Here is a 19083-nt window from a genome sequence, read left to right on the forward strand (position 1 = left end):
ATAGCGTGCCGGGCTATTTTTGTATTAGCAATACGAATACCTTTTGATATTTCCCGCCTGTACATCACTCTAAAAATCTATAATTAATTATACATTTCTGAAATTTATTTTTATCTCTGAAGTATTTATTTGGGTGATTGATCGTATTCCCATACGTTTAAATATGGCAGAATAAAATCATCCCAACGGTTTCTTCAGGACTAAGGAGCTCAGGCTATGTACAAAAAAATACTGTTGCCGGTCGATGTTTTTGAAATGGATTTAAGCGATAAGGCCGTTCGTCACGCCGATTTTTTAGCATCTGCCGAAGAGGGTGAAATCACGTTGCTGAACGTGCTGCCAAACAGCACCAGTTCTTTGCTGCGCGGCTTTACGGCGGATATTCGTAAATTTGAAGCCTATATGAAAGAGGAGTCGGAAAAGAAAATGCGCGATCTCTCGCGGTTGTTTTCTACCCCGGCTTCGCGGATCCATACCCACATTGTTTTTGGCAATGTGCGCGATGAAATATTAGCGCTGAGCGAAAAAGAGAATTTTGACGTTATCGTTATTGGCTCACGTAAACCGGGTATTTCAACCCACCTTCTTGGTTCAAACGCTGAATCCGTTTTACGCTATGCCAAAGTTCCGGTGTTAGTGGTGCGGTAATCTATTTTACGGCAGCTACGCGACGTTGGCTGCCGTTGAACCCATTATTCTTCGCTGAACCACTCGCTATTTTCCTGACGAATTAACAATACCGACTCGCTAATCTCATGCAGGTGGATATTCATCGCCTGTTCGACGGCATCAAGATCGCGTTTTTCCAGCGCATGAAAAATATCGAGATGCTGACGCAGCAGCATCTCCGGCGGGGTCACGTGATCGAGACTCATATAACGAACCCGGTCGATGGTCGCTTTAATATTTTCAATGGTGTCCCACGCCAGCTGGCAGTCGGCGATAAGAGACAATTTCTGGTGAAATTCGTCATCGAGCTGGAAAAAATCATTGAGCTGCTGACGCTCTACCGCCACCCGCTGCTGGTTGAGGTTTTGCTCCAGCTGATAGAGCTGTTCATCGTTGATCATCGATCCTGCGCGGCGTACTACCGCGCACTCAATGGCCTGACGCACGAAACAGCCGTTGCGCACCTGGGTCATCGAGATTTTATTCACATAGCTGCCGCGCTGTGGGCGGATCTGAATCAGCCCGTTTTCCGCCAATTTGATAAAGGCTTCGCGTACCGGTTGGCGAGAGACATCAAATCGCACCGACACCTCTTTCTCCGACAGCGGCGTTCCCGGCGGGATCAGGCAATGGACAATATCCCGGCGAAGGATGCGATAGATTTGCTGATTGACGGGCTGGGTCGGATTCAGTTGCGTTTCTGCGGCCATTGATGATTACTTTTTAATGGGTTATGAGCATTATTTTACTCGTTTTTTACCGTTCCGCCCAGACCTGGCCCGCAGGCCAGGCCGCAGAGGACGTTAGCCCTGACGATGGACGCTGAGACCGGCAAAGCTCTGGCTGACCGGCATCATTTCCAGCGTGTTTATGTTGACGTGTTTCGGCAGATTCGCGACCCACCACACCGCTTCGGTGACATCTTCCGGCGTCAGCGCCTGGGTGTTCTCATAGGTTTTACCGGCTTTCGCATCGTCGCCTTTAAATCGTACGTTGGAGAATTCGGTGCCGCCTACCAGGCCCGGCTCGACATCGGTGACGCGAATCGCAGTGCCGTGCAAATCGGTGCGCAGATTCAGGCTGAACTGGCGCACGAACGCTTTGGTCGCGCCGTAGACGTTACCGCCAGCGTAGGGCCAACTGCCGGCGGTCGAACCGATATTAATAATATGGCCGCGATTACGCTCAACCATCCCCGGCAGCACCGCGCGGGTCATGTAAACCAGGCCTTTATTGTTGGTATCGATCATGTCTTCCCAATCTTCAACGCTGGCGCGATGGGCGGGTTCCAGACCTAACGCCAGGCCGGCGTTGTTCACCAGGACGTCGATAGCCTGCCACTGTGCAGGCAACCCGGCGATCATCTCTTCGATGGCGGCGCGATTACGCACATCGAGTTGCGCGGTATACAGGTTATCGCCAAGCTCCTCTTTGAGCGTCTTCAGGCGCTCTTCACGACGCCCGGTGGCGATCACTTTGTGGCCGTTAGCGATAAAACGACGAGTAATACTTTCGCCAAATCCAGCAGTTGCACCAGTCACCAGAATAATCATCTTACTGTTCCTCAACGCTTTTTGTGTTGTCATAACATAGCACGCGTTAACGCCGCGCGGTAAAGGAAAATCGTATCCTAATCTGTTGGTATAGCCTGCAGGCTGGATAAATCATTGCGGCCAATCAATGAGTTGCCTAATCTTAGTGGATACCCGCGTTCAGGAGAGAATGATGACGGACAATAATCCCTTTTTACACGTCAGCCTACTGCCGTACCAGGCGCCGCATTTTGATTTGATTGAAGATAGTCATTATCGCCCGGCTTTTGATGAGGGCGTACGGCGCCAGCGCGAGGAGATCGCGGCGATAATCAATAACCCGGCGCCGGCGGATTTTGACAATACCCTGGTCGCGCTGGAGCAGAGTGGTCAGTTGCTGGGGCGGGTGACCCGAGTCTTTTTCGCGATGGCCGGGGCGAATACCAATCCGCTGATACAGCAACTGGACGAACAGTTTTCCGCCGAGCTCGCCGAGCTTGGCAACGATATCTGGCTCAACGATGCGCTGTACCAGCGAGTCAAACAGGTTTGGCAGCAGCGCGATGCCCTGAGTCTGGATCCGGAGTCGCGGCGTCTGCTGGAGGTGAGCTGGCAGCGTTTTCAGCTGGCGGGAGCCGCGTTGGCGCAAGAGCAGAAAACCGCGCTAAAAGCATTGAATACCGAGGAGGCGTTGCTGCAAAGTCAGTTCCAGCAGCGTCTGCTGGCGGCAGTGAAGTCCGGCGGTCTGGTTGTTGATTATCTACACCAGCTTGACGGACTGGCCGCGGATGAGATTGCCGCCGCCGCCGATGCCGCGCGCGACAAAGGCCTGCATGACCGTTGGCTGCTGGCGCTGACCAATACCACCCAGCAACCGGCGCTGCAGGCACTTGCCGATCGCCAGACCCGGCACAATTTGTTCGCCGCGGGCTGGACGCGTAACCAGAAGGGCGATGCCAACGACACCCGTGAACTGGTTTTGCGGCTGGCGGAAATCCGCGCGCGTAAGGCCGCATTGCTCGGTGTCGCCGATTACGCGAGCTGGTCGATGGCCGATCAAATGGCGAAAACGCCGTCTGAGGCGCTTGCCTTTATGCGCCGCATCGCGCCTGCGGCCCGCCGACGCGCCGAACAGGAGCTTGCCGACATCCAGCAGGTTATTAATGAAGAGGGCGGTGATTTTCAGGCCGCGGCCTGGGACTGGTTATATTACGGCGAGCAGGTGCGGCGCGCTAAATTCGCCATCGATGAAGCGCAGCTAAAACCCTATTTCGCTCTGGACCGGGTGCTGGAAGATGGCGTTTTTTGGACCGCCTCCCAACTGTTTGGCATCCGTTTTGTCGAACGTTTTGATATTCCGCTTTACCATCCCGATGTGCGGGTCTGGGAAATCTTTGATGCCAACGGCGAAGGCATGGCGCTGTTTTACGGCGATTATTTCTCGCGTGATAGCAAAAGCGGCGGCGCCTGGATGGACGTATTTGTCGAGCAATCGACGCTGCGTGGCCAGCGTCCGGTGATTTACAACGTTTGCAACTACCAGAAACCAAAAGCCGGCGGCTGCGCGCTGCTATCCTGGGATGACGTCATCACGCTGTTCCACGAGTTTGGCCATGCGCTGCACGGCCTGTTCGCTAACCAGCGTTATGCGAGCCTTTCAGGCACCAATACGCCGCGCGATTTCGTCGAATTTCCGTCGCAGATTTACGAACATTGGGCCCGCGAGCCGCAGGTCTTCGCCCATTATGCGAAGCACTACCAGACCGGCGAAGCCATGCCGGACGATCTGCGAGACAGCATGTTCCGCGCCTCAACGTTCAATAAGGGTTATGACATGAGCGAACTGCTGGCGGCGGCGCTGCTGGACATGCACTGGCACAGCGTCACCCCGCAGGGGCTGCCGCAGGATGTCGATGCTTTCGAACAGCAGTCTCTGCGCGAGGAGCAGATGGATCTGGCGGCGGTTCCGCCGCGCTATCGCAGCAGCTATTTCTCACATATTTTCGGCGGCGGTTATGCGGCGGGCTATTATGCCTATCTGTGGACGCAAATGCTTGCCGACGACGGTTATCAGTGGTTTGTCGAGCAGGGGGGATTAACCCGGGAAAACGGTCAACGTTTCCGCGAGGCGATCTTATCGCGCGGTAACAGCTGCGATCTCGAAGCGCTGTATCGCGACTGGCGCGGGCACGATCCGCTGATCGAGCCGATGTTGAAAAATCGCGGTTTGTAGATACTGTGCTACCCGCCGCCGCCAGGGTTTTTCCCGGCGGCGGCGCATTGCGCCTTGTTCGGGCTACCAAAACGCACGGCATGCTACTGTCACCAATGTACATTTTGCGACCATTCTCAACGCCCGGAGCAACAAATAAGAGTTGTTAAGATTCACAATTCCACTTTTTTCCTTCATCATTTGTCGGCCTTTACTACTAATAATGCGTACTTACAAAGTGCAATTTGTTTTTTTTTATATTCCTGGCCGCTATGAACTATAAAAAAGTACTTACGATGATGTTTTTTCCTGCGGCGCTTGGGCGTGGCCAGGGACTTGTTCAATGACATTTTTGACCCCACTCGGGAGGAACACAGTGCACCCGTTAATTAAGGTCATGCTGGTGGGCGGCAAAGCAGATGGTCTGCTGGTCAGCGTCGCCGACACCGCGACGGAAGTTTCCGTCACGCCTGCGCAGTACGGCGCGCCATCCGGGCTTCCGCTGAACTACCGGGTGGTGTCGCAGGTTATTGATAATGAACGCCTGTTTTTCGGCGTGTTTAGTGATACACACCTGGATGCCGATAAGCTCGCCAGAGTCGCGCTGACGCGCGGGATGAAAAAATCGCTCAGTTGAGCGTCGGCACGCCTGAGGAATGGCATGATTAACCGTATTCGTATCAATAATTTCCGTTCAGTCAGAGCGATTGAACTGGAACTGGGGCCGCTGAATATTGTGTTTGGCCCTAACGGTTGCGGAAAATCGAATATCTACAAAGCAATCCATCTGTTAACCGCCTCGGCTAACGGCCAGTTCTCCAGCTATGTCAGCGAGGAGGGCGGGCTGGAGAACATCATGTGGTCAGGCAAGCAGGCGCCGACCGACCGCCACCCACGGCGTCTGCAAATCGCCTGCCTGACCGATGAATTTGAATATGAACTGCAGGTCGGGTTTCCGGAAAAACTGCCGTATCCGACGCAATTCATGCTCGATCCGATCGTTAAAGAAGAGAATATCTGGCTGTCGGGCTTTAACCGCCGGCCATCATCGCGTGTACTGCAGCGGAAAAACCAGGCGGCGTTCCTGGTCGATGTCAATGGTGAAAAAAGTACCTTCACCGATACCATTTACGAAAACGAGTCCATCTTCGGCCAGCTTGGCGAGCCGCATCGTTTTCCGGAAGTATCGCGCGTGCGGGAGACCATGCGCCGTTGGCGTTTTTACCATGAGTTTGCCATCGGCAGGCTTTCACCGCTGCGCCAGCCGACGGTCGGCTACCGTTCGCCGGTGCTCGATAGCGATGGCGGCAATCTGGCGGCGGCATTTCAGACTATCGTCGAAATTGGCGCTGAGGAGTTGCTGCATGAAATCCTCGGCGAAGCGTTCCCCGACTGTACCTTTTTCTGTGAGAACGACAACTCGCGGTTCGTGATGAAGATGCGCCGGGAGGGGATTTATCGGCCTCTGCTGGCGGCGGAGATGTCTGACGGTACCCTGCGTTTTTTATGCCTGGCGGTTGCCTTACTCAGCCCACGACCACCGGCCTTTCTCGCCATTAATGAGCCGGAAAACAGCCTGCATCGTCAGATGTTCCCGGCGCTGGCGCGACTGATTGTCGAAGCATCACGCTATAGCCAGATCTGGCTCACCAGCCACTCGGCGGAACTGGCGCAATTGATCTCGGCGCGTGCGCAGAGCCGCATCTACGAATTGGAAAATAACGGTGGGCAAACGCAAATTAGGGCGGCGTTGCCGTCATCCCTGACGGAACGTTAATCTCTCAGGCCGCGTTGTTATACTCTGCCGTGGGCAGCAGCGTCTTACCGCCTTTTAAGGTAAATAGCGATACCAGGGTAAAGCTCAGGGTGATTGAGCCGAGGATCAGGTAGGCCTGGTGAAAACCCACGGTGTCGTACATCCGCCCGACCCAGGCCGAAAGCACTACGCCGGAAAGCTGTTTCGACAGGTTAAAGCCGATTAAAAATAGGGTGGCGGAAAGCTTAGGGTTAAATGCGGAAGAAATATATTTGAAGGTCCCGACCAGCAGGAACGGTAATTCAAACATGTGCAGCATTTTTAAAATGACCACTTCCACCGCCGAAGTCGCAAATGAAGATCCGAGAATGCGCATCGACATAATTATACCGGCGATCAGCAGGGCGTTTTTCGCGCCGATGCGGTTAATAATTGCCGGGGCGCAGAACATAATCATCGCGTTGAGTAATTCACCGCCGGTGGTGACAAAGCCAAAAACTTCGGTCCCGCGCTGCGGCGTGGCGAAAAAGCCTTTAAAAAAGTTTGCGAACTGCTGGTCAAAAACGTCATATACGCTGGCGACGCCCACAACATAAATAATAAATCCCCAGAAACGCGGCATTCGCAGCAGTTCGGCCGCCGTACGCAGAGAAAAGGCCTGGCGGTTGGCGCCGATGGCGTCAATAACCTGCGCGCTGCTGCTGGCTTCCGGGCGCGATAGCCATAACAACACGCCAAGCACCAGCGCAAAACCGGAGGCTATCCAGAAGGTTATATTAGGATCAATACCGAACAAGATGCCGGTAATTGACGCGCACAGGGCCCAGCCGACGCAGCCCGAGACGCGCACTTTGCCGTATTCAAAACGGTTGGCGCGGCTGACGCGTTCAATATAGGCCTCGACCGCGCCGGAACCGCTGGAAAATACCACGCCTAAATAAATGCCCCCCACCAGCGCGCCGGCGATAATGTTCATTTGCAGCAACGGCGAGAAGACAAAAATAAAGAACGGGGCGAATAAAATAAGCAGTACGGTAATGGTCCACAGCAGATGTTTACGCAGCCCGAGCTTATCGGAAATCAGGCCAAACACCGGTTGGAAAATAATCGCGAACAGCGAAATGGAGGAGAAAACAATCCCTGTTTCGGTTTTCGTTAAATGGTTTACTTCCGCCAGCCATACCGGGAAAAAGGGAAAGTAAGCCGACATAATGAAATAGTAAAAGAAAAAGAACAGCATGAAATAGATAAAATTGTGCCGTTCGCGGGGCGTGAGTTCAGAGAGTTTCATATCTTATTATACCTGTGCGGTGGGGGCCGAGGCCCCCGTTATTATTGACAATGAAGCGTAACCTGATAGTGCCAGTGTGTCTCGAGCAGCAGCCACTGTGGCAGAACGCTTGGTGTCCAGGAATCATCGCCGCCAACGCCCATATGCTGGCCGTCGAGGGTGATCCAGACGCCTTTTCCCGGCGTCATGCGATGCCAGTGATCGGTCGTCATCAGCTGTTCCGTGCTGTACGGCTGCACCGAAAAGTGGAACTGGCCTGCGACGTGCCAGCATCCCCAGTCCAGCGCTTTGCAATCGCAGCGCAGACCGTTTTCGCTGGGGAAGATATAGGGCGTGCTCATCTCGCGCAGCGGCTGTTGCCAGCGTGAAAAACAGGCGCTACTTTTGCGATCCGGATAGTTTTCGTGCGGCCCTAATCCCAGCCAACTGACCTCAGTGTGTTGATCGGCGACCTGGAAGCGCAGCCCGACGCGCGCCAGCGGCGGTAACGTGGCGGCACGTTCGCCATCAATGGTGAGCTGGAGCTTGCCGTCGGCGGTGAAGGTCATGCGCCAGTGGCTGGCAATGACCGTCTCCTCGCCGCGCAGATAGTGCCAGTGGCTATCAACGATCACCTCCCGTGCCAGCTGTTGCGCCTCGCATTTTACGCAGCGGGTCGTCAACGAATATAGACCGGCGCTCTTCCAGCGTTCGACCCAGGCGTTCGGATCGATACGTTCGACTTCGCTGACGCCGATATCATTGTCCAGCGGCGCACGGACAAACTGATCCTCCAGCGGGGTCAGCAGCTGCTGTTCTCCCGCGCAATACCATTCGCTTAAACGCCCGCTCTGGCGATCGATAACCCAGCGCTGGGATCCGACGCTAACCTCGTAGATCGCGGGTTTGATGGTCAGGACCGGCGCCGGGCCTTCGGCGGAGGTCTCAGCAAGCGCCAGCGGCGCGGTAAGCGCTAGCTGCTGCCAGGCGACGCGGTGACCGGGCTCAGACCATGACGTCGCCTGCGGCTGGATCACCTCGAGCAGCAGCCAGACATCGCGGGCGCCGCGCGGCAGGGCCAGGCTGTCGCTAAGAATCAATTCTGCCCGCCCTTGCGGCGGCAGCACCAGCGCTAAGTCGCCGCTGGCTATCGTTTCTCCGGCGCACTGAACCTGCCAGCGCAGCGTTTCGTTGTCGGTGGCGCGGAACAGGTATTCGCTGGTGATAGCAATGCACAGTGGATTTTGTTCCAGCAAGGCGAACTGGAAATACTGTTGCGCATGTTTGGCCTCGATAAGCGAAGGATGAGCGCGCCGGTCGGGGAATACCAGGCCATTCATGCAGAACTGCCGGTCGTTAGGCTTATCGCCGAAATCGCCGCCATAGGCCCAGCCGACGCTACCATCCGGGAATGTTTTTTCGATTGCCTGGTCGGCCCAATCCCAGATAAAACCGCCCTGCAGGCGAGGATAGTCACGGAAGGCTTGCCAGTAATCGGCGAAATTGCCAAGGCTATTGCCCATCGCGTGGGCATATTCGCAGAGGATTAGCGGGCGTTGTTCGCCAGGCATACCGATCCACTTTTTGATCGACCATTTGGGCACCGCCGGGAAGGGCTGGTCGCGCTCGACGCGGGCGTACATCGGGCAGATAATATCGGTGGCGCTGCTGTCGGCGCCGCCGCCTTCATACTGTACCGGACGCGAAGGATCGTTGTGCTTCAACCATTGGTACATGGCCTGATGGTTGTCGCCGCAGCCGGACTCATTACCCAGCGACCAGATAATGATCGAGGGATGGTTGCGGTTGCTCTGGACCATACGGGTGACGCGCGCGCTGTAAGCGGCAAGCCAGGCCGGATCGTCAGACAGCCGATTCATCGGCACCATGCCGTGAGTTTCGATATTGGCTTCGTCCACCACGTACAGGCCGTAGCGGTTGCATAGCTCGTACCAGCGCGGCGCGTTGGGGTAGTGCGAACAGCGCACGGCATTGAAATTGTTCTGCTTCATCAGCAGAATGTCCTGCACCATATCCTCTTCGTTGACCACCTGGCCGCGCTGATGATGATGTTCGTGGCGGTTGACGCCGCGGATCAATAGCGGCTTGCCGTTGAGCAACAGTAGCCCGTCGCGGATTTCTACCTGGCGAAAACCAATATCCCAGCCTTCCGCTTCAAGCAACGTCTCGCCGCGCCATAGCGATACCACCGCGCGGTAGCAATGAGGCTGCTCGGCGCTCCACAGCCGCGGGCGTTCGACGTCGAGATTGATGATTGCCCGCTCGCCGTAGCTGCCGCGTTCATCAATAATCGGCGTACCCAGCGGCTGGCGCTGGCTGGCAAGGCGCGTTTTGCCATCCCACAGCGCAACCTCCACTTCCAGCGCCGCCAGCGCTTCAGACGCGGCCTCGACGCTAAGTTTGACCTGCAATTGCGCATCGCGATAGCGCGCATCGAGCTGCGGGGTTAATTGCACATCGCTGAGGCGGGCCTGCGGTTTATGCAACAACCAGACTGAACGGAAGATACCGCTCATGCGCCACATATCCTGATCTTCAAGCCAACTGCCCGCGCTCCAGCGCATCACCATCACGCACAAGCGGTTGGCGCCTTGCTGCAGATACGGGCTTAAATCAAAGGCGGCGGGCAGGCGGCTATCCTGGGAGTAGCCAACCCATTCGCCGTTGCACCACAGATGAAAGGCGGAGTTGACGCCGTCAAAGATAATTTGCGTTTGCCCTTCGGCCCGCCACGCCTCATCGACGGTCAACTGCAGCGAATAGCAGCCGGTAGGATTGTCTTCGGGCACCCGCGGCGGCACGGTATCAATCGGATAGCGGACGTTGCTGTATATCGGCGCGTCATAACCCTCCATTTGCCAGTTTGAGGGCACCGGCGTCGGGCGACTGTCGGGCAGGTCATGCTGCAGCCAGCTGGCATCAACCTGAAACGGACTGCGGGCATAGGAAAATTGCCATTCGCCGTCCAGTTGACGACGGCGGTCAGAATGGCGGTTGTCGCGCGCCGCATCGGTATCGCGCCAGCTGGCAAAAGTGGGATGTGCGGGCAGGCGGTTGAGGTGGGTGATAGTCTGGTTCTGCCAGTCCTCGCGGGCCAGGACTTCGTGAAAAGCGGGGCCGCGAGCGGCGCCTGAATCATATCGTTGCATACGCATTCCTGACGGATAATGGTGATAAATGTTATTCGCTAAACAATCTCATCGGGTTATCGGGTATTTTTTGCAGGCCCGCAACGTTGGCGAAAATGAAACCCATTCACGATCACGAATCGCGGCGCAAATAGCAGATTTCTGTCGTAAGGAAGACATAAAATGTTAGCGTAAGACATTAAGCCATTTTCACTGACAGGAGTATGCGATGCAGCGCCGTTCAGCCACTTTAGAAGATGTCGCCCGCGAGGCGGGCGTTTCACAGCAGACGGTTTCGCGGGTGGTGAATAACCCACAGATAGTGGCGCAGCGCACCCGTGAAAAGGTGCTGCGCGCGATGCAGACGCTGCACTATGTACCTAACCGGTCAGCACAGCTATTGGCGGGCAAAGCGGCAGCGTCGATAGGTTTATCACGGCGTCGTTGACCTTACACGCGCCGTCGCAAATTGCCGCGGCGGTTAAACGGTATGCCGGTGAGCAGGGGCTGGAGGTCGCCATCGCCATGCCGGCGCAAAGTGATTACCCGGCACTGCAGGCGCGGCTGGATGAATTTCGCGCCCAGCATATTCGAGGCGCCATTATCAGCCTGCCGCTGGAGAGCAGCGTCGCCGAACGGCTGGCGGCGGAAAATACGGATATCGCCTGCCTGTTTCTCGATGTCTCGCCGGAGACGGATGTCTCCTGCGTGCGTTTTGATCATCGTGATGGCTGCGGCGCCTGCGTGCGCCATCTTTGGGAATTAGGGCATCGCGAGTTTGGCCTGTTGGCCGGGCCGGAAAGCTCGGTATCGGCGCGGATGCGCCTTGGCAGCTGGCGCGAGACGCTGCACCGGCTGGGGGTCAGTCAATCGATTACGGTGTTCGGCGACTGGAGCGCCGCCAGCGGCTGGCAAAAAACCTTTGAGTTGCTGCATAAAAACCCGAAATTAAGCGCGATCGTGGTCGCCAACGATCAGATGGCGCTCGGGGTGTTAAGCGCGCTGGCGCAGCTTAATCGGCGCGGCAGCCAGGCGATTTCGGTGACCGGCTATGACGATACGGCCGATAGCCTTTACTTTCAGCCACCGCTTACCACCGTCGCCCAGGATTTTGATCTGTTAGGCCGCCGGGCGGTGGAATTACTGATGCAGCAGATGGCGGCGCCGACCGGTCGCCTGCGCGAACTGCTGCCGGCGCGGCTGGTGGTACGCCAGTCGACGTGGCCGCTCGCGGCGCAGGACAATACCGCGCCGCTGATCGCTGAACTCAAAGCGCTGGTAGAGAAGCTATGAGTACGTCTGCGGTTTAAGATTTATTGAACAAGGGCGTGCTAGCCTGCGAGTCAGACGTAGGAACTCACGACGCTTTTCTACGAAAACGCTAAATACAATCTACGATCTATCCATGCAAGCATTTATTCACCGCCAGTCACATGGCGGTTTTTTTTTGCCCATTCCCCCGGTCTCGTCGCTTGTCGATTTTATTATCCTCTGCTGGTTGTTGATAATTTGCGCTGATGGCAGCGTAAATACGTTGTTTTTCATAGCGAGGGTCTCGGACATTCCCAGGGCTGTATTTTTTAAGGCAGCATAAAATGCTGATAGCTATCGGGATGGAAAAAACGGCCAGGGCTAACCATACTGATGACATTGTGACAGGAGGTGGTGCTTTCAATGAACGATGATTTTCAGGCGATTAAGAACGAATTTGCGAAGTATGCCGATGCGACGCAAGGGACCGCGGTGGCTTTTGCCATGTATGAAGATTTAGCCCGACGGCTGGCAACTTACTTCCACAACCTCGATCAGCTTAACAAACGACGTTTTCTGCTGAAGCTGGAAGAGGGGGAACGCGAAATTGGCACCCAGGGCAGCTATGACTGGTATGGGGCGCTGACGCGCTTTTCATCGGCTGCGCATTAATCCAGCCACCTGATTTTTCGCTTTAGTGCAATGAGGCTTTATGAAATTCCCTGGCGTACCGGAAAATGAAGAAGAAAGACTGAAATCGCTATATCTGGCGGACCTGCTCGATACCCGTGATGATGAGCGTTTCGAACGCCTCACTCGGCTGGCTAAAAAAATTTATCAGGTGCCGGTGGTACTTATCAGCCTGCTCGACCGGGAACGGCAGTGGCTGCTCGCCTGTCAGGGGCTGGGGATTCGCCAGACCCGGCGCGATATCTCTTTTTGCGCCCACGCCATCTTGCAGGACGGCGCCTTCATCGTTAACGATGCGGTCAATGACGATCGTTTTTATGATAACCCGCTGGTGACGGGCGAACCCTATATCCGCTTCTACGCGGGCTATCCTGTCCATCTGCCCGATGGCGCCGTGGCCGGTACGCTATGCCTGATTCATACCACGCCGCGCGAGTTTAACGATGAAGAGATCGCCGTCCTCAAGGATCTGGCGTATATCGTCGAGGATGAGTTCCAGGTGATTGGCATGGCGATGACCGACAGTCTGACCGGCATCGCTAACCGGCGCGGCTTTTACCGCATCGGCGATAAACGTTTCCGTACGCTTACCAGCAATGCAACGCCGTTTAGCCTGGTCTTTTTTGATCTCGATAAATTCAAACCCATTAACGATCTGTGGGGGCATGCGGAAGGTGACGAGGTGCTAAAAACCTTCGCGGCGTTTCTGGCGCAACATCTGCTGCCAGGCGAGGTTGTCGGCCGTTTAGGCGGCGATGAGTTCGCCGCCATCATTACCCGCAACGGGCGTGCCGACACATTCTTGCAAAAGCTGCGTGAGAGTGTCGATCATTACAACCAGACGTCAGGAAAACCCTATAACATTAATTACTCTTACGGCGAGCTACAGAGCGATGTCAGCCGTTATCCGACGCTCGGGGATATGCTAAAACAAAGCGATGAAGTGATGTATTCGCGCAAGCGTAGGAAAACCTTATAAACGCGATTATTCCGCCAGAGGATATTTTTTAAAAACGGCTAAAGCCTCACATGCTTCGGCTAAACCATGTATATGTTTAAAATCGTGGGGCGGGATCGTCGTTGGGATCATGGCCTGAATAAATGACCAGACGACAGTACTGGTTATCATGACCTGATCCAGCTGTTGGGCGGTAGTGCGGCCGGCCAATCTTGCATCCCATTCATGACAAGCTGCCAGCAGTTGCTGTGTTACACGCTCAATCCATGGCTGATGCTGTTTTTCCGCCGGACGGAGACGATGTTCATAAATATTTTGTACCGCCTTTTCGCTGGCAGCGAGAATAAACCCCAACAGTTGCAGATCCTCCGCTAACCGATGCGGATTTTTCGCTAACAGTTTACGCCTGGGTTCGGCCTGCATTTCGAAATATTGTAGAATCAGTGTCGAGTCCATTAATAACAAACCGTTATCCAGTACCGCCGTTGGCGCTTTAACAACCGGGTTAATTTGTGAAAACGCATCAAAGGTGCTGAATACTGATAAAGGAACGCTCACAAATTGTATGCCGTATAGTTCCAGCGAGATTGCAACACGCCTAACGTAAGGCGAATCCATCATACCAATAAGTTTCATCGTCATTTTTTTATTCCAGATTAACATCATTCTATTATCGGGAAATCATGTGTTCAGGCGCTGCCGATAAGCAGACCACCGCAGATTAGCGTAAACCGATAGCGACGAATATCATGGTTTTCTTATACAGAGCGTAAGTATTTCTGACATTAGCCGGCAAGGTGCAGAGAACAACAGATGTCGAATTATCCACCCATTGCAAGTTTACGCAGTTTCGAGGCCGTCGCCCGTCTTGGCAGCGTGACGCTAGCGGCGAAGGAACTGAATGTGACACATTCGGCGATTAGCCAACAAATCAAAATCCTCGAGGAGCTCGTTGGGGTAAAACTCTTTATCCGCCAGGGGCGTGGCGTACAAATCAATGAAGAAGGGCGGCTGTACGCGCTGCAAATTCGCGAGGCTCTGCAGCACATCGCAGAGGCGACAAAGCTGGTACAGATTAAACCTCGGACGTTGGAACTTACGTTGTCAACACTACCTTCATTTGGCTGTCACTGGCTATTGCCGCGGCTAATGAGATTCCGCGAGAAATATCCTCATATCTTATTGCGGCTTCAGGTCAGCTTGTCGGTGAGCGATCTGGAACAGGAAGGGATTGATATTGCTATCCGTATGGGGCGTGGTGAATGGGAAGGGGTTAAAAGTCATTTTCTCTTTGCGGATGAATTAATGGTAGTCGCCGCGCCAAATTATAACGGCGGCAAGCTGCCAGCGACGCCGGAGGAGGTGGCTGCGAGCAACATTATTTTTTCGATGGAATCATGGAAAAGCTGGTGCCTGAACGCTGGGCTGGAGAAAGAGATCGAGCCTGGCGGACTACGGGTTAATGATTCAAATCTGGTTCTTGATGCGGTACGGCTGGGCGAAGGTATCGCTCTGGAGCGTAGATCTCTGGTTCAGGGGGCGCTGGATAGAGGAGAGTTGGTGCAGATAACGGCAATTACTGCGCCTTATCCCTGGCACTACTGGTTGGCGGTCTCTCCGTTGGCGGAAGAAAAGGAGGAGGCAGCGCTGTTTATCGGCTGGCTTTTTGACGAAATCACTATCTGGCAGCAACAACGGCAATAATGGTCTTTAAAAACAGAACGCCCCCTGGTGCAACAGCAGCAGGGGGCGCTTGCGGGTGGGGATTATCGTCGTTCATCAGTCATCCCATTTGTGGCTTAGATACGCGGCCAGAAAACCAAAGAACAGGATTGTTCCCAGTACGGCCATAAAAACATGCATGTTTCCCAGCATGGTCTACCTCCATCATATTTATGCGCTAATGTTGTCCTCATTGAACAGGGTTTACGGTTGTTGAATAGATAATATCCTGGTCAATCTAAACAAACGATTAACCAGAATGGCGTTAGGGTATATGAAATAAATTAACGCATCAGATGGCGCGTTCAAGCACAAATAAATACGCTTCGCGCGACCAGAACAGTGCGCTGCGGCGGCGTTCGACCGCCATGGTTTTGACTTCCCAGCCCTGCTGCGTGTACTCAGTGAGGAACCGGCTCATTTTATCGGGATCGGCTTTCGCTTCGCCAAAAAACATACTGCCCAGCAGCCCCTCTTTATAGATAACGACGCGACACTCTTTTTTCATCAGCTTAATCCTTGCAGGTGTAAATCAACGACGCGAATAATTGTCGCTGGCCATCTTAATATTATCACTGACGGGGGGAAAACTTTTTTCGATATTGCAGCGGGCTCACGGCGAAATGCTGGCGAAAGTGATGACGTAGCGTACTGGCATTAGCGAAACCGCAGATTTCGGCGATTCTGTCGATGCTGAGGCGGCTGTCGGTGAGCTGCTGGCGGGCGCGAAGCAACCGCTCATCGAGCAGCCAGCGGGCCGGTGATTTGCCGGTCGCCTGTTGAAAACGGCGCAAGAAAGTGCGCGGGCTCATATCCATCCGTTGCGCCAGCGAGGCGAGGGTATGGCTCTCAGCGAGATGCTGATGCAGGTAATCAAACAGCTGGCCGAGGCGCTGGCTTTCACGCGCTGTAGCCACCGGGCGAATCACCTGCTGCGCCTGCCCACCGTCGCGGTGCGGCGACACCACCAGCCGCCGTGCGACGATATTCGCCGCTTCATGGCCGAAATCTTCGCGCACCAGATGCAGACAGAGATCGATGCCCGCGGCGCTGCCGGCGGAGGTCATCAGCCGCGCATCGCCAACGTACAGCACGTCTTCCACCACCTCAATCAACGGAAAACGCTGCTGCAGCCGGGCAGTATAACGCCAATGGGTGGTGGCCTGCCGCCCATTGAGCAATCCGGCGGCGGCGAGCACAAACACCCCGGAACAGATAGAAACGATTCTGCAGCCGCGCGCGTACGCAGCCGCCAGCGCCTGGCACAACGCTTGAGGAACATCGCTTTCTATGCCACGCCAGCCGGGCACCACGATGGTGTCCGCTTCATCAAGCAGCGCCAGCCCGCCATCGCTGACGATACGGATACCGCCGGTGGCGCGAAGCTCGCCATCATCGACGGCGGCGACCGCGAACCGATACCAGCTTTCCCCCATTTCCGGGCGCGGGAGGCCAAAAATCTCCACCGCCACGCCGAATTCAAATGTACACAGGCCGTCATAGGCCAGAACGACGACTTTTGGTGGTGACAGTGTCACATTGCGGGTTGTCAGGATTTCAGCGTTTTCTGTCATCAATGGGGGCGGTGGTCCGGGTACGGTGGTGGTTAAAGTAGTGTTACCACAGACAAGGAGAATACGCCATGAGTGTTGTAAGCCAATTTACACCAGCCGCCCCGGTCGATGCCGCTGCCTGGTTTGCCCATAAATTGAGTTTCGAAACCGACTGCGCGGATGTCCATCACGCCATGCAGCACGGCGAACAGGACTTTGTGCTACTGCACGTGATTGGCAGTCATGATGTGTTTGCCCGTCGCCACCTGCCTGGCGCGCTGCATCTGCCGCATCGCGAGATCAATGCCGCGCGAATGGCGCAGTGGCCCGCGGAAACGCTGTTTGTTGTCTATTGCGCCGGGCCGCACTGCAACGGCGCGGATATTGCCGCCTTAAAGCTGGCACAGCTTGGCAGACCGGTAAAAATGATGCTCGGCGGCCTGACTGGTTGGGCGGATGAGGGGTTCGCATTTAGCCTCAGCGAAGCCAGCAACATGAAATAAATTCAACAGCCATGAATTTTTCTCGTTTGCCGATGCTCTCTCCGCATGACAGTATCTGGACATATAGACATCCAGAAGTCTAAAAATTCAAATAATGAATTATCACGGCGGGCAACTACCTGCCTGCCGTTAAGGAGAGAACATGCAACGTCACCAGGCCCCGTTCCGCGCAGATATTGTCGGCAGTTTTTTACGTCCTGACGCTATTAAGCAGGCGCGCCTGCAGCTGGCGGAAGGCAATATTGATGCCGGCCATCTGCGTGAAATTGAGAATGAAGCCATCCGCCAACTGGTTCAGCAGCAGTGCGATTGCGGCCTGCACGTGGTGACCGACGGTGAGTTCCGGCGCGCGTGGTGGCACTTCGACTTCTTCGACGGTCTGGAAGGCGTGGAACGTTACGATTCAGAGAAAGGTATTCAGTTCAACGGCGTACAGACCAAAGCGCACGGCGTGCGCGTGACCGGTAAACTGGGCTTCGGCAACCATCCAATGCTGGAAGATTTCCGCTTTTTGAAAAGCGTCAGCGGCAATGCGCAGCCGAAAATGACCATCCCCAGCCCCAGCGTGCTGCACTTCCGCGGCGGGCGTAAAGATATCGATAGCACGGTATACCCGGACCTGGCCGAATACTTTGACGATTTAGCAACCACCTGGCGTGACGCGATCCGCGCTTTCTATGACGCTGGCTGCCGTTATCTGCAACTCGATGACACCGTCTGGGCCTATTTATGTTCAGACGAACAACGCCAGCAGGTACGCGAGCGCGGTGACGATCCGGACGAACTGGCGCGTACCTATGCCCGGGTGCTGAATAAAGCGCTGGAAGGGAAACCGCAGGATCTGACCGTTGGTCTGCACGTCTGTCGCGGTAACTTCCGTTCGACCTGGATTTCAGAAGGCGGCTACGAGCCCGTGGCGGAAATTCTCTTCGGCGGCGTCAACATCGACGCGTTCTTCCTCGAATATGATAATGACCGTTCCGGTGATTTTGCCCCGCTGCGCTTTATCCGACCAGGCCATCAGCAGGTGGTACTGGGGCTGATTACCACCAAGAATGGCGAACTGGAAAACCCGGAAGGCGTGAAGGCGCGCCTGCAGGAGGCGGCGCAGTATGTGCCGCTGGAGCAGATTTGCCTGAGCCCGCAGTGCGGCTTTGCCTCCACCGAAGAGGGCAATTCGTTAAGCGAAGCCCAGCAGTGGGATAAAGTGCGGCTGGTCACAGGGATCGCCGCCCAGGTCTGGTAAGGAGATAGCCCGCATTAAGCGGGCTTTTTCTATTTGCGCAGCAGGCGCTGTAGGCGTGCCTGTCGCCAGTGGCGGATCCACCCGGCAAAGACAAACAGACGTAATCCCCGTAGTAGCAATAATGCACCCCAGACGATCGCCACCCATACTGACCAGTAGACATCCGGTTGGGTGAAATAATTAATCACCAGCAACAAAACGCAAACCGTTACCGCCACGCTTAGCGAGCGGAAAAAACGGCTCTCCTGATGCAGACGGCTTTTCGCTTCTTCGATCCGTAAATCGAGCGACGCTTCGTGACCGACAGGCGCATCGTCGCTGAGTTCGGCCACATTTATCTCAAACACTGCCGCCAGAGCGCTCAGGGTTTCTAACCCCGGGCGATCGCCGTTTTCGATCCTCTGGATAGTGCGAACGCTGACGCCAGCCAGTTCGGCAAGCTGTTCCTGGGACCAGGCGCGCTGCAGACGTAATTGTTTGACTCGGGTACTGCTGTTCATGATGTTAATCTCCGGATGGGAACCTGAGACCAGTGTGGTTTTTTAGCCTGCCGGGCGCCACGACAGGCACCC

Annotated in this window: 18 protein-coding genes and 1 pseudogene; 10 read left to right on the top strand and 9 right to left on the bottom strand. The window is 55.2% G+C overall.

Features of this window, described 5'->3' with window-relative positions; genetic code table 11:
* Positions 1–216 precede the first annotated feature (216 nt).
* Positions 217–648, top strand: a complete 432-nt coding sequence (locus AC2CGP_RS01100) for a universal stress protein (protein ID WP_108429179.1) — start codon at positions 217–219, stop codon at positions 646–648.
* 44 nt (positions 649–692) lie between these two features.
* Here the strand turns inward: AC2CGP_RS01100 and AC2CGP_RS01105 are convergent, their stop codons facing one another.
* On the bottom strand, positions 693–1379 hold the full coding sequence (locus AC2CGP_RS01105) for a GntR family transcriptional regulator (RefSeq protein WP_045360768.1): 687 nt from the start codon (positions 1377–1379) through the stop codon (positions 693–695).
* A 93-nt stretch (positions 1380–1472) separates the two neighbouring features.
* Positions 1473–2222, bottom strand: a complete 750-nt coding sequence (gene ydfG, locus AC2CGP_RS01110) for a bifunctional NADP-dependent 3-hydroxy acid dehydrogenase/3-hydroxypropionate dehydrogenase YdfG (protein ID WP_045381673.1) — start codon at positions 2220–2222, stop codon at positions 1473–1475.
* Between the two features lie 172 nt (positions 2223–2394).
* On the opposite strand from ydfG, the gene dcp reads away from it, so the two are divergent.
* The 3 genes from dcp to AC2CGP_RS01125 all read left to right on the top strand — a co-directional run bounded on the left by dcp (position 2395) and on the right by AC2CGP_RS01125 (position 6190).
* Complete coding sequence (gene dcp / locus AC2CGP_RS01115; RefSeq protein ID WP_213759327.1) at positions 2395–4434, top strand: peptidyl-dipeptidase Dcp; 2040 nt, start codon at positions 2395–2397, stop codon at positions 4432–4434.
* Between the two features lie 355 nt (positions 4435–4789).
* Positions 4790–5050, top strand: a complete 261-nt coding sequence (locus tag AC2CGP_RS01120; protein WP_015705301.1) for a hypothetical protein — start codon at positions 4790–4792, stop codon at positions 5048–5050.
* Between the two features lie 24 nt (positions 5051–5074).
* On the top strand, positions 5075–6190 hold the full coding sequence (locus AC2CGP_RS01125; RefSeq protein ID WP_059443942.1) for an AAA family ATPase: 1116 nt from the start codon (positions 5075–5077) through the stop codon (positions 6188–6190).
* A 4-nt stretch (positions 6191–6194) separates the two neighbouring features.
* Here the strand turns inward: AC2CGP_RS01125 and AC2CGP_RS01130 are convergent, their stop codons facing one another.
* Together AC2CGP_RS01130 and AC2CGP_RS01135 are read right to left on the bottom strand one after the other, a co-directional pair.
* A complete protein-coding gene (locus tag AC2CGP_RS01130) occupies positions 6195–7460 on the bottom strand; it encodes an MFS transporter (protein WP_015705302.1) in 1266 nt (421 codons plus the stop codon).
* A gap of 41 nt (positions 7461–7501) precedes the next feature.
* Entirely contained in the window at positions 7502–10609 is a 3108-nt protein-coding gene (locus AC2CGP_RS01135) for a beta-galactosidase (RefSeq protein ID WP_484502229.1), read from the bottom strand.
* A gap of 208 nt (positions 10610–10817) precedes the next feature.
* Between AC2CGP_RS01135 and AC2CGP_RS01140 the strand changes: the two are divergent.
* The 3 genes and pseudogenes from AC2CGP_RS01140 (at position 10818) to AC2CGP_RS01150 (ending at position 13508) form a co-directional block, all read left to right on the top strand.
* Positions 10818–11881: pseudogene (locus AC2CGP_RS01140) on the top strand (LacI family DNA-binding transcriptional regulator).
* A 381-nt stretch (positions 11882–12262) separates the two neighbouring features.
* Complete coding sequence (locus AC2CGP_RS01145; RefSeq protein ID WP_015366743.1) at positions 12263–12511, top strand: hypothetical protein; 249 nt, start codon at positions 12263–12265, stop codon at positions 12509–12511.
* A 40-nt stretch (positions 12512–12551) separates the two neighbouring features.
* Entirely contained in the window at positions 12552–13508 is a 957-nt protein-coding gene (locus AC2CGP_RS01150) for a sensor domain-containing diguanylate cyclase (RefSeq protein ID WP_213759253.1), read from the top strand.
* 6 nt (positions 13509–13514) lie between these two features.
* On the opposite strand, the gene AC2CGP_RS01155 is transcribed toward AC2CGP_RS01150, so the two are convergent.
* On the bottom strand, positions 13515–14123 hold the full coding sequence (locus AC2CGP_RS01155) for a glutathione S-transferase family protein (RefSeq protein WP_032712621.1): 609 nt from the start codon (positions 14121–14123) through the stop codon (positions 13515–13517).
* Between the two features lie 177 nt (positions 14124–14300).
* Between AC2CGP_RS01155 and AC2CGP_RS01160 the strand changes: the two genes are divergently transcribed.
* Positions 14301–15191 (top strand): LysR substrate-binding domain-containing protein, encoded by an 891-nt coding sequence (locus tag AC2CGP_RS01160; RefSeq protein ID WP_100279819.1) that lies wholly within the window; start codon positions 14301–14303, stop codon positions 15189–15191.
* A gap of 75 nt (positions 15192–15266) precedes the next feature.
* On the opposite strand, the gene mgtS is transcribed toward AC2CGP_RS01160, so the two are convergent.
* The 3 genes from mgtS to ftrA all read right to left on the bottom strand — a co-directional run bounded on the left by mgtS (position 15267) and on the right by ftrA (position 16783).
* The gene (mgtS, locus tag AC2CGP_RS01165) at positions 15267–15362 is read right to left on the bottom strand and encodes a protein MgtS (protein ID WP_004102377.1); all 96 of its coding nucleotides are present in this window, start codon (positions 15360–15362) and stop codon (positions 15267–15269) included.
* Between the two features lie 139 nt (positions 15363–15501).
* Positions 15502–15717 (bottom strand): DUF4177 domain-containing protein, encoded by a 216-nt coding sequence (locus AC2CGP_RS01170; RefSeq protein WP_015366741.1) that lies wholly within the window; start codon positions 15715–15717, stop codon positions 15502–15504.
* Between the two features lie 64 nt (positions 15718–15781).
* Positions 15782–16783, bottom strand: a complete 1002-nt coding sequence (ftrA, locus tag AC2CGP_RS01175; RefSeq protein ID WP_015705308.1) for a transcriptional regulator FtrA — start codon at positions 16781–16783, stop codon at positions 15782–15784.
* A gap of 68 nt (positions 16784–16851) precedes the next feature.
* On the opposite strand from ftrA, the gene AC2CGP_RS01180 reads away from it, so the two are divergent.
* Positions 16852–17265, top strand: coding sequence for a rhodanese-like domain-containing protein (locus AC2CGP_RS01180; RefSeq protein WP_045387751.1), 414 nt, complete (start codon positions 16852–16854; stop codon positions 17263–17265).
* Between the two features lie 142 nt (positions 17266–17407).
* Positions 17408–18511: a cobalamin-independent methionine synthase II family protein gene (locus tag AC2CGP_RS01185; protein ID WP_042897583.1), complete on the top strand. Its 1104-nt coding sequence runs from the start codon at positions 17408–17410 to the stop codon at positions 18509–18511.
* Between the two features lie 29 nt (positions 18512–18540).
* On the opposite strand, the gene AC2CGP_RS01190 is transcribed toward AC2CGP_RS01185, so the two are convergent.
* Entirely contained in the window at positions 18541–19011 is a 471-nt protein-coding gene (locus AC2CGP_RS01190) for a helix-turn-helix domain-containing protein (RefSeq protein ID WP_032707969.1), read from the bottom strand.
* Positions 19012–19083: the final 72 nt, after the last annotated feature.

Source organism: Klebsiella sp. SYXHC3 (assembly GCF_057196925.1).

What these genes read in the sequence shown, in the direction of transcription:
- AC2CGP_RS01155 (WP_032712621.1), bottom strand. Translation starts at nt 14,123, where the DNA reads ATGAAACTTATTGGTATGATGGATTCGCCTTACGTTAGGCGTGTTGCA.
- dcp (WP_213759327.1), top strand. Translation starts at nt 2,395, where the DNA reads ATGACGGACAATAATCCCTTTTTACACGTCAGCCTACTGCCGTACCAG.
- AC2CGP_RS01170 (WP_015366741.1), bottom strand. Translation starts at nt 15,717, where the DNA reads ATGAAAAAAGAGTGTCGCGTCGTTATCTATAAAGAGGGGCTGCTGGGC.
- AC2CGP_RS01160 (WP_100279819.1), top strand. Translation starts at nt 14,301, where the DNA reads ATGTCGAATTATCCACCCATTGCAAGTTTACGCAGTTTCGAGGCCGTC.
- AC2CGP_RS01130 (WP_015705302.1), bottom strand. Translation starts at nt 7,460, where the DNA reads ATGAAACTCTCTGAACTCACGCCCCGCGAACGGCACAATTTTATCTAT.
- AC2CGP_RS01135 (WP_484502229.1), bottom strand. Translation starts at nt 10,609, where the DNA reads ATGCAACGATATGATTCAGGCGCCGCTCGCGGCCCCGCTTTTCACGAA.
- AC2CGP_RS01150 (WP_213759253.1), top strand. Translation starts at nt 12,552, where the DNA reads ATGAAATTCCCTGGCGTACCGGAAAATGAAGAAGAAAGACTGAAATCG.
- mgtS (WP_004102377.1), bottom strand. Translation starts at nt 15,362, where the DNA reads ATGCTGGGAAACATGCATGTTTTTATGGCCGTACTGGGAACAATCCTG.
- AC2CGP_RS01190 (WP_032707969.1), bottom strand. Translation starts at nt 19,011, where the DNA reads ATGAACAGCAGTACCCGAGTCAAACAATTACGTCTGCAGCGCGCCTGG.
- ydfG (WP_045381673.1), bottom strand. Translation starts at nt 2,222, where the DNA reads ATGATTATTCTGGTGACTGGTGCAACTGCTGGATTTGGCGAAAGTATT.
- AC2CGP_RS01125 (WP_059443942.1), top strand. Translation starts at nt 5,075, where the DNA reads ATGATTAACCGTATTCGTATCAATAATTTCCGTTCAGTCAGAGCGATT.
- AC2CGP_RS01100 (WP_108429179.1), top strand. Translation starts at nt 217, where the DNA reads ATGTACAAAAAAATACTGTTGCCGGTCGATGTTTTTGAAATGGATTTA.
- AC2CGP_RS01180 (WP_045387751.1), top strand. Translation starts at nt 16,852, where the DNA reads ATGAGTGTTGTAAGCCAATTTACACCAGCCGCCCCGGTCGATGCCGCT.
- AC2CGP_RS01145 (WP_015366743.1), top strand. Translation starts at nt 12,263, where the DNA reads ATGAACGATGATTTTCAGGCGATTAAGAACGAATTTGCGAAGTATGCC.
- ftrA (WP_015705308.1), bottom strand. Translation starts at nt 16,783, where the DNA reads ATGACAGAAAACGCTGAAATCCTGACAACCCGCAATGTGACACTGTCA.
- AC2CGP_RS01105 (WP_045360768.1), bottom strand. Translation starts at nt 1,379, where the DNA reads ATGGCCGCAGAAACGCAACTGAATCCGACCCAGCCCGTCAATCAGCAA.
- AC2CGP_RS01185 (WP_042897583.1), top strand. Translation starts at nt 17,408, where the DNA reads ATGCAACGTCACCAGGCCCCGTTCCGCGCAGATATTGTCGGCAGTTTT.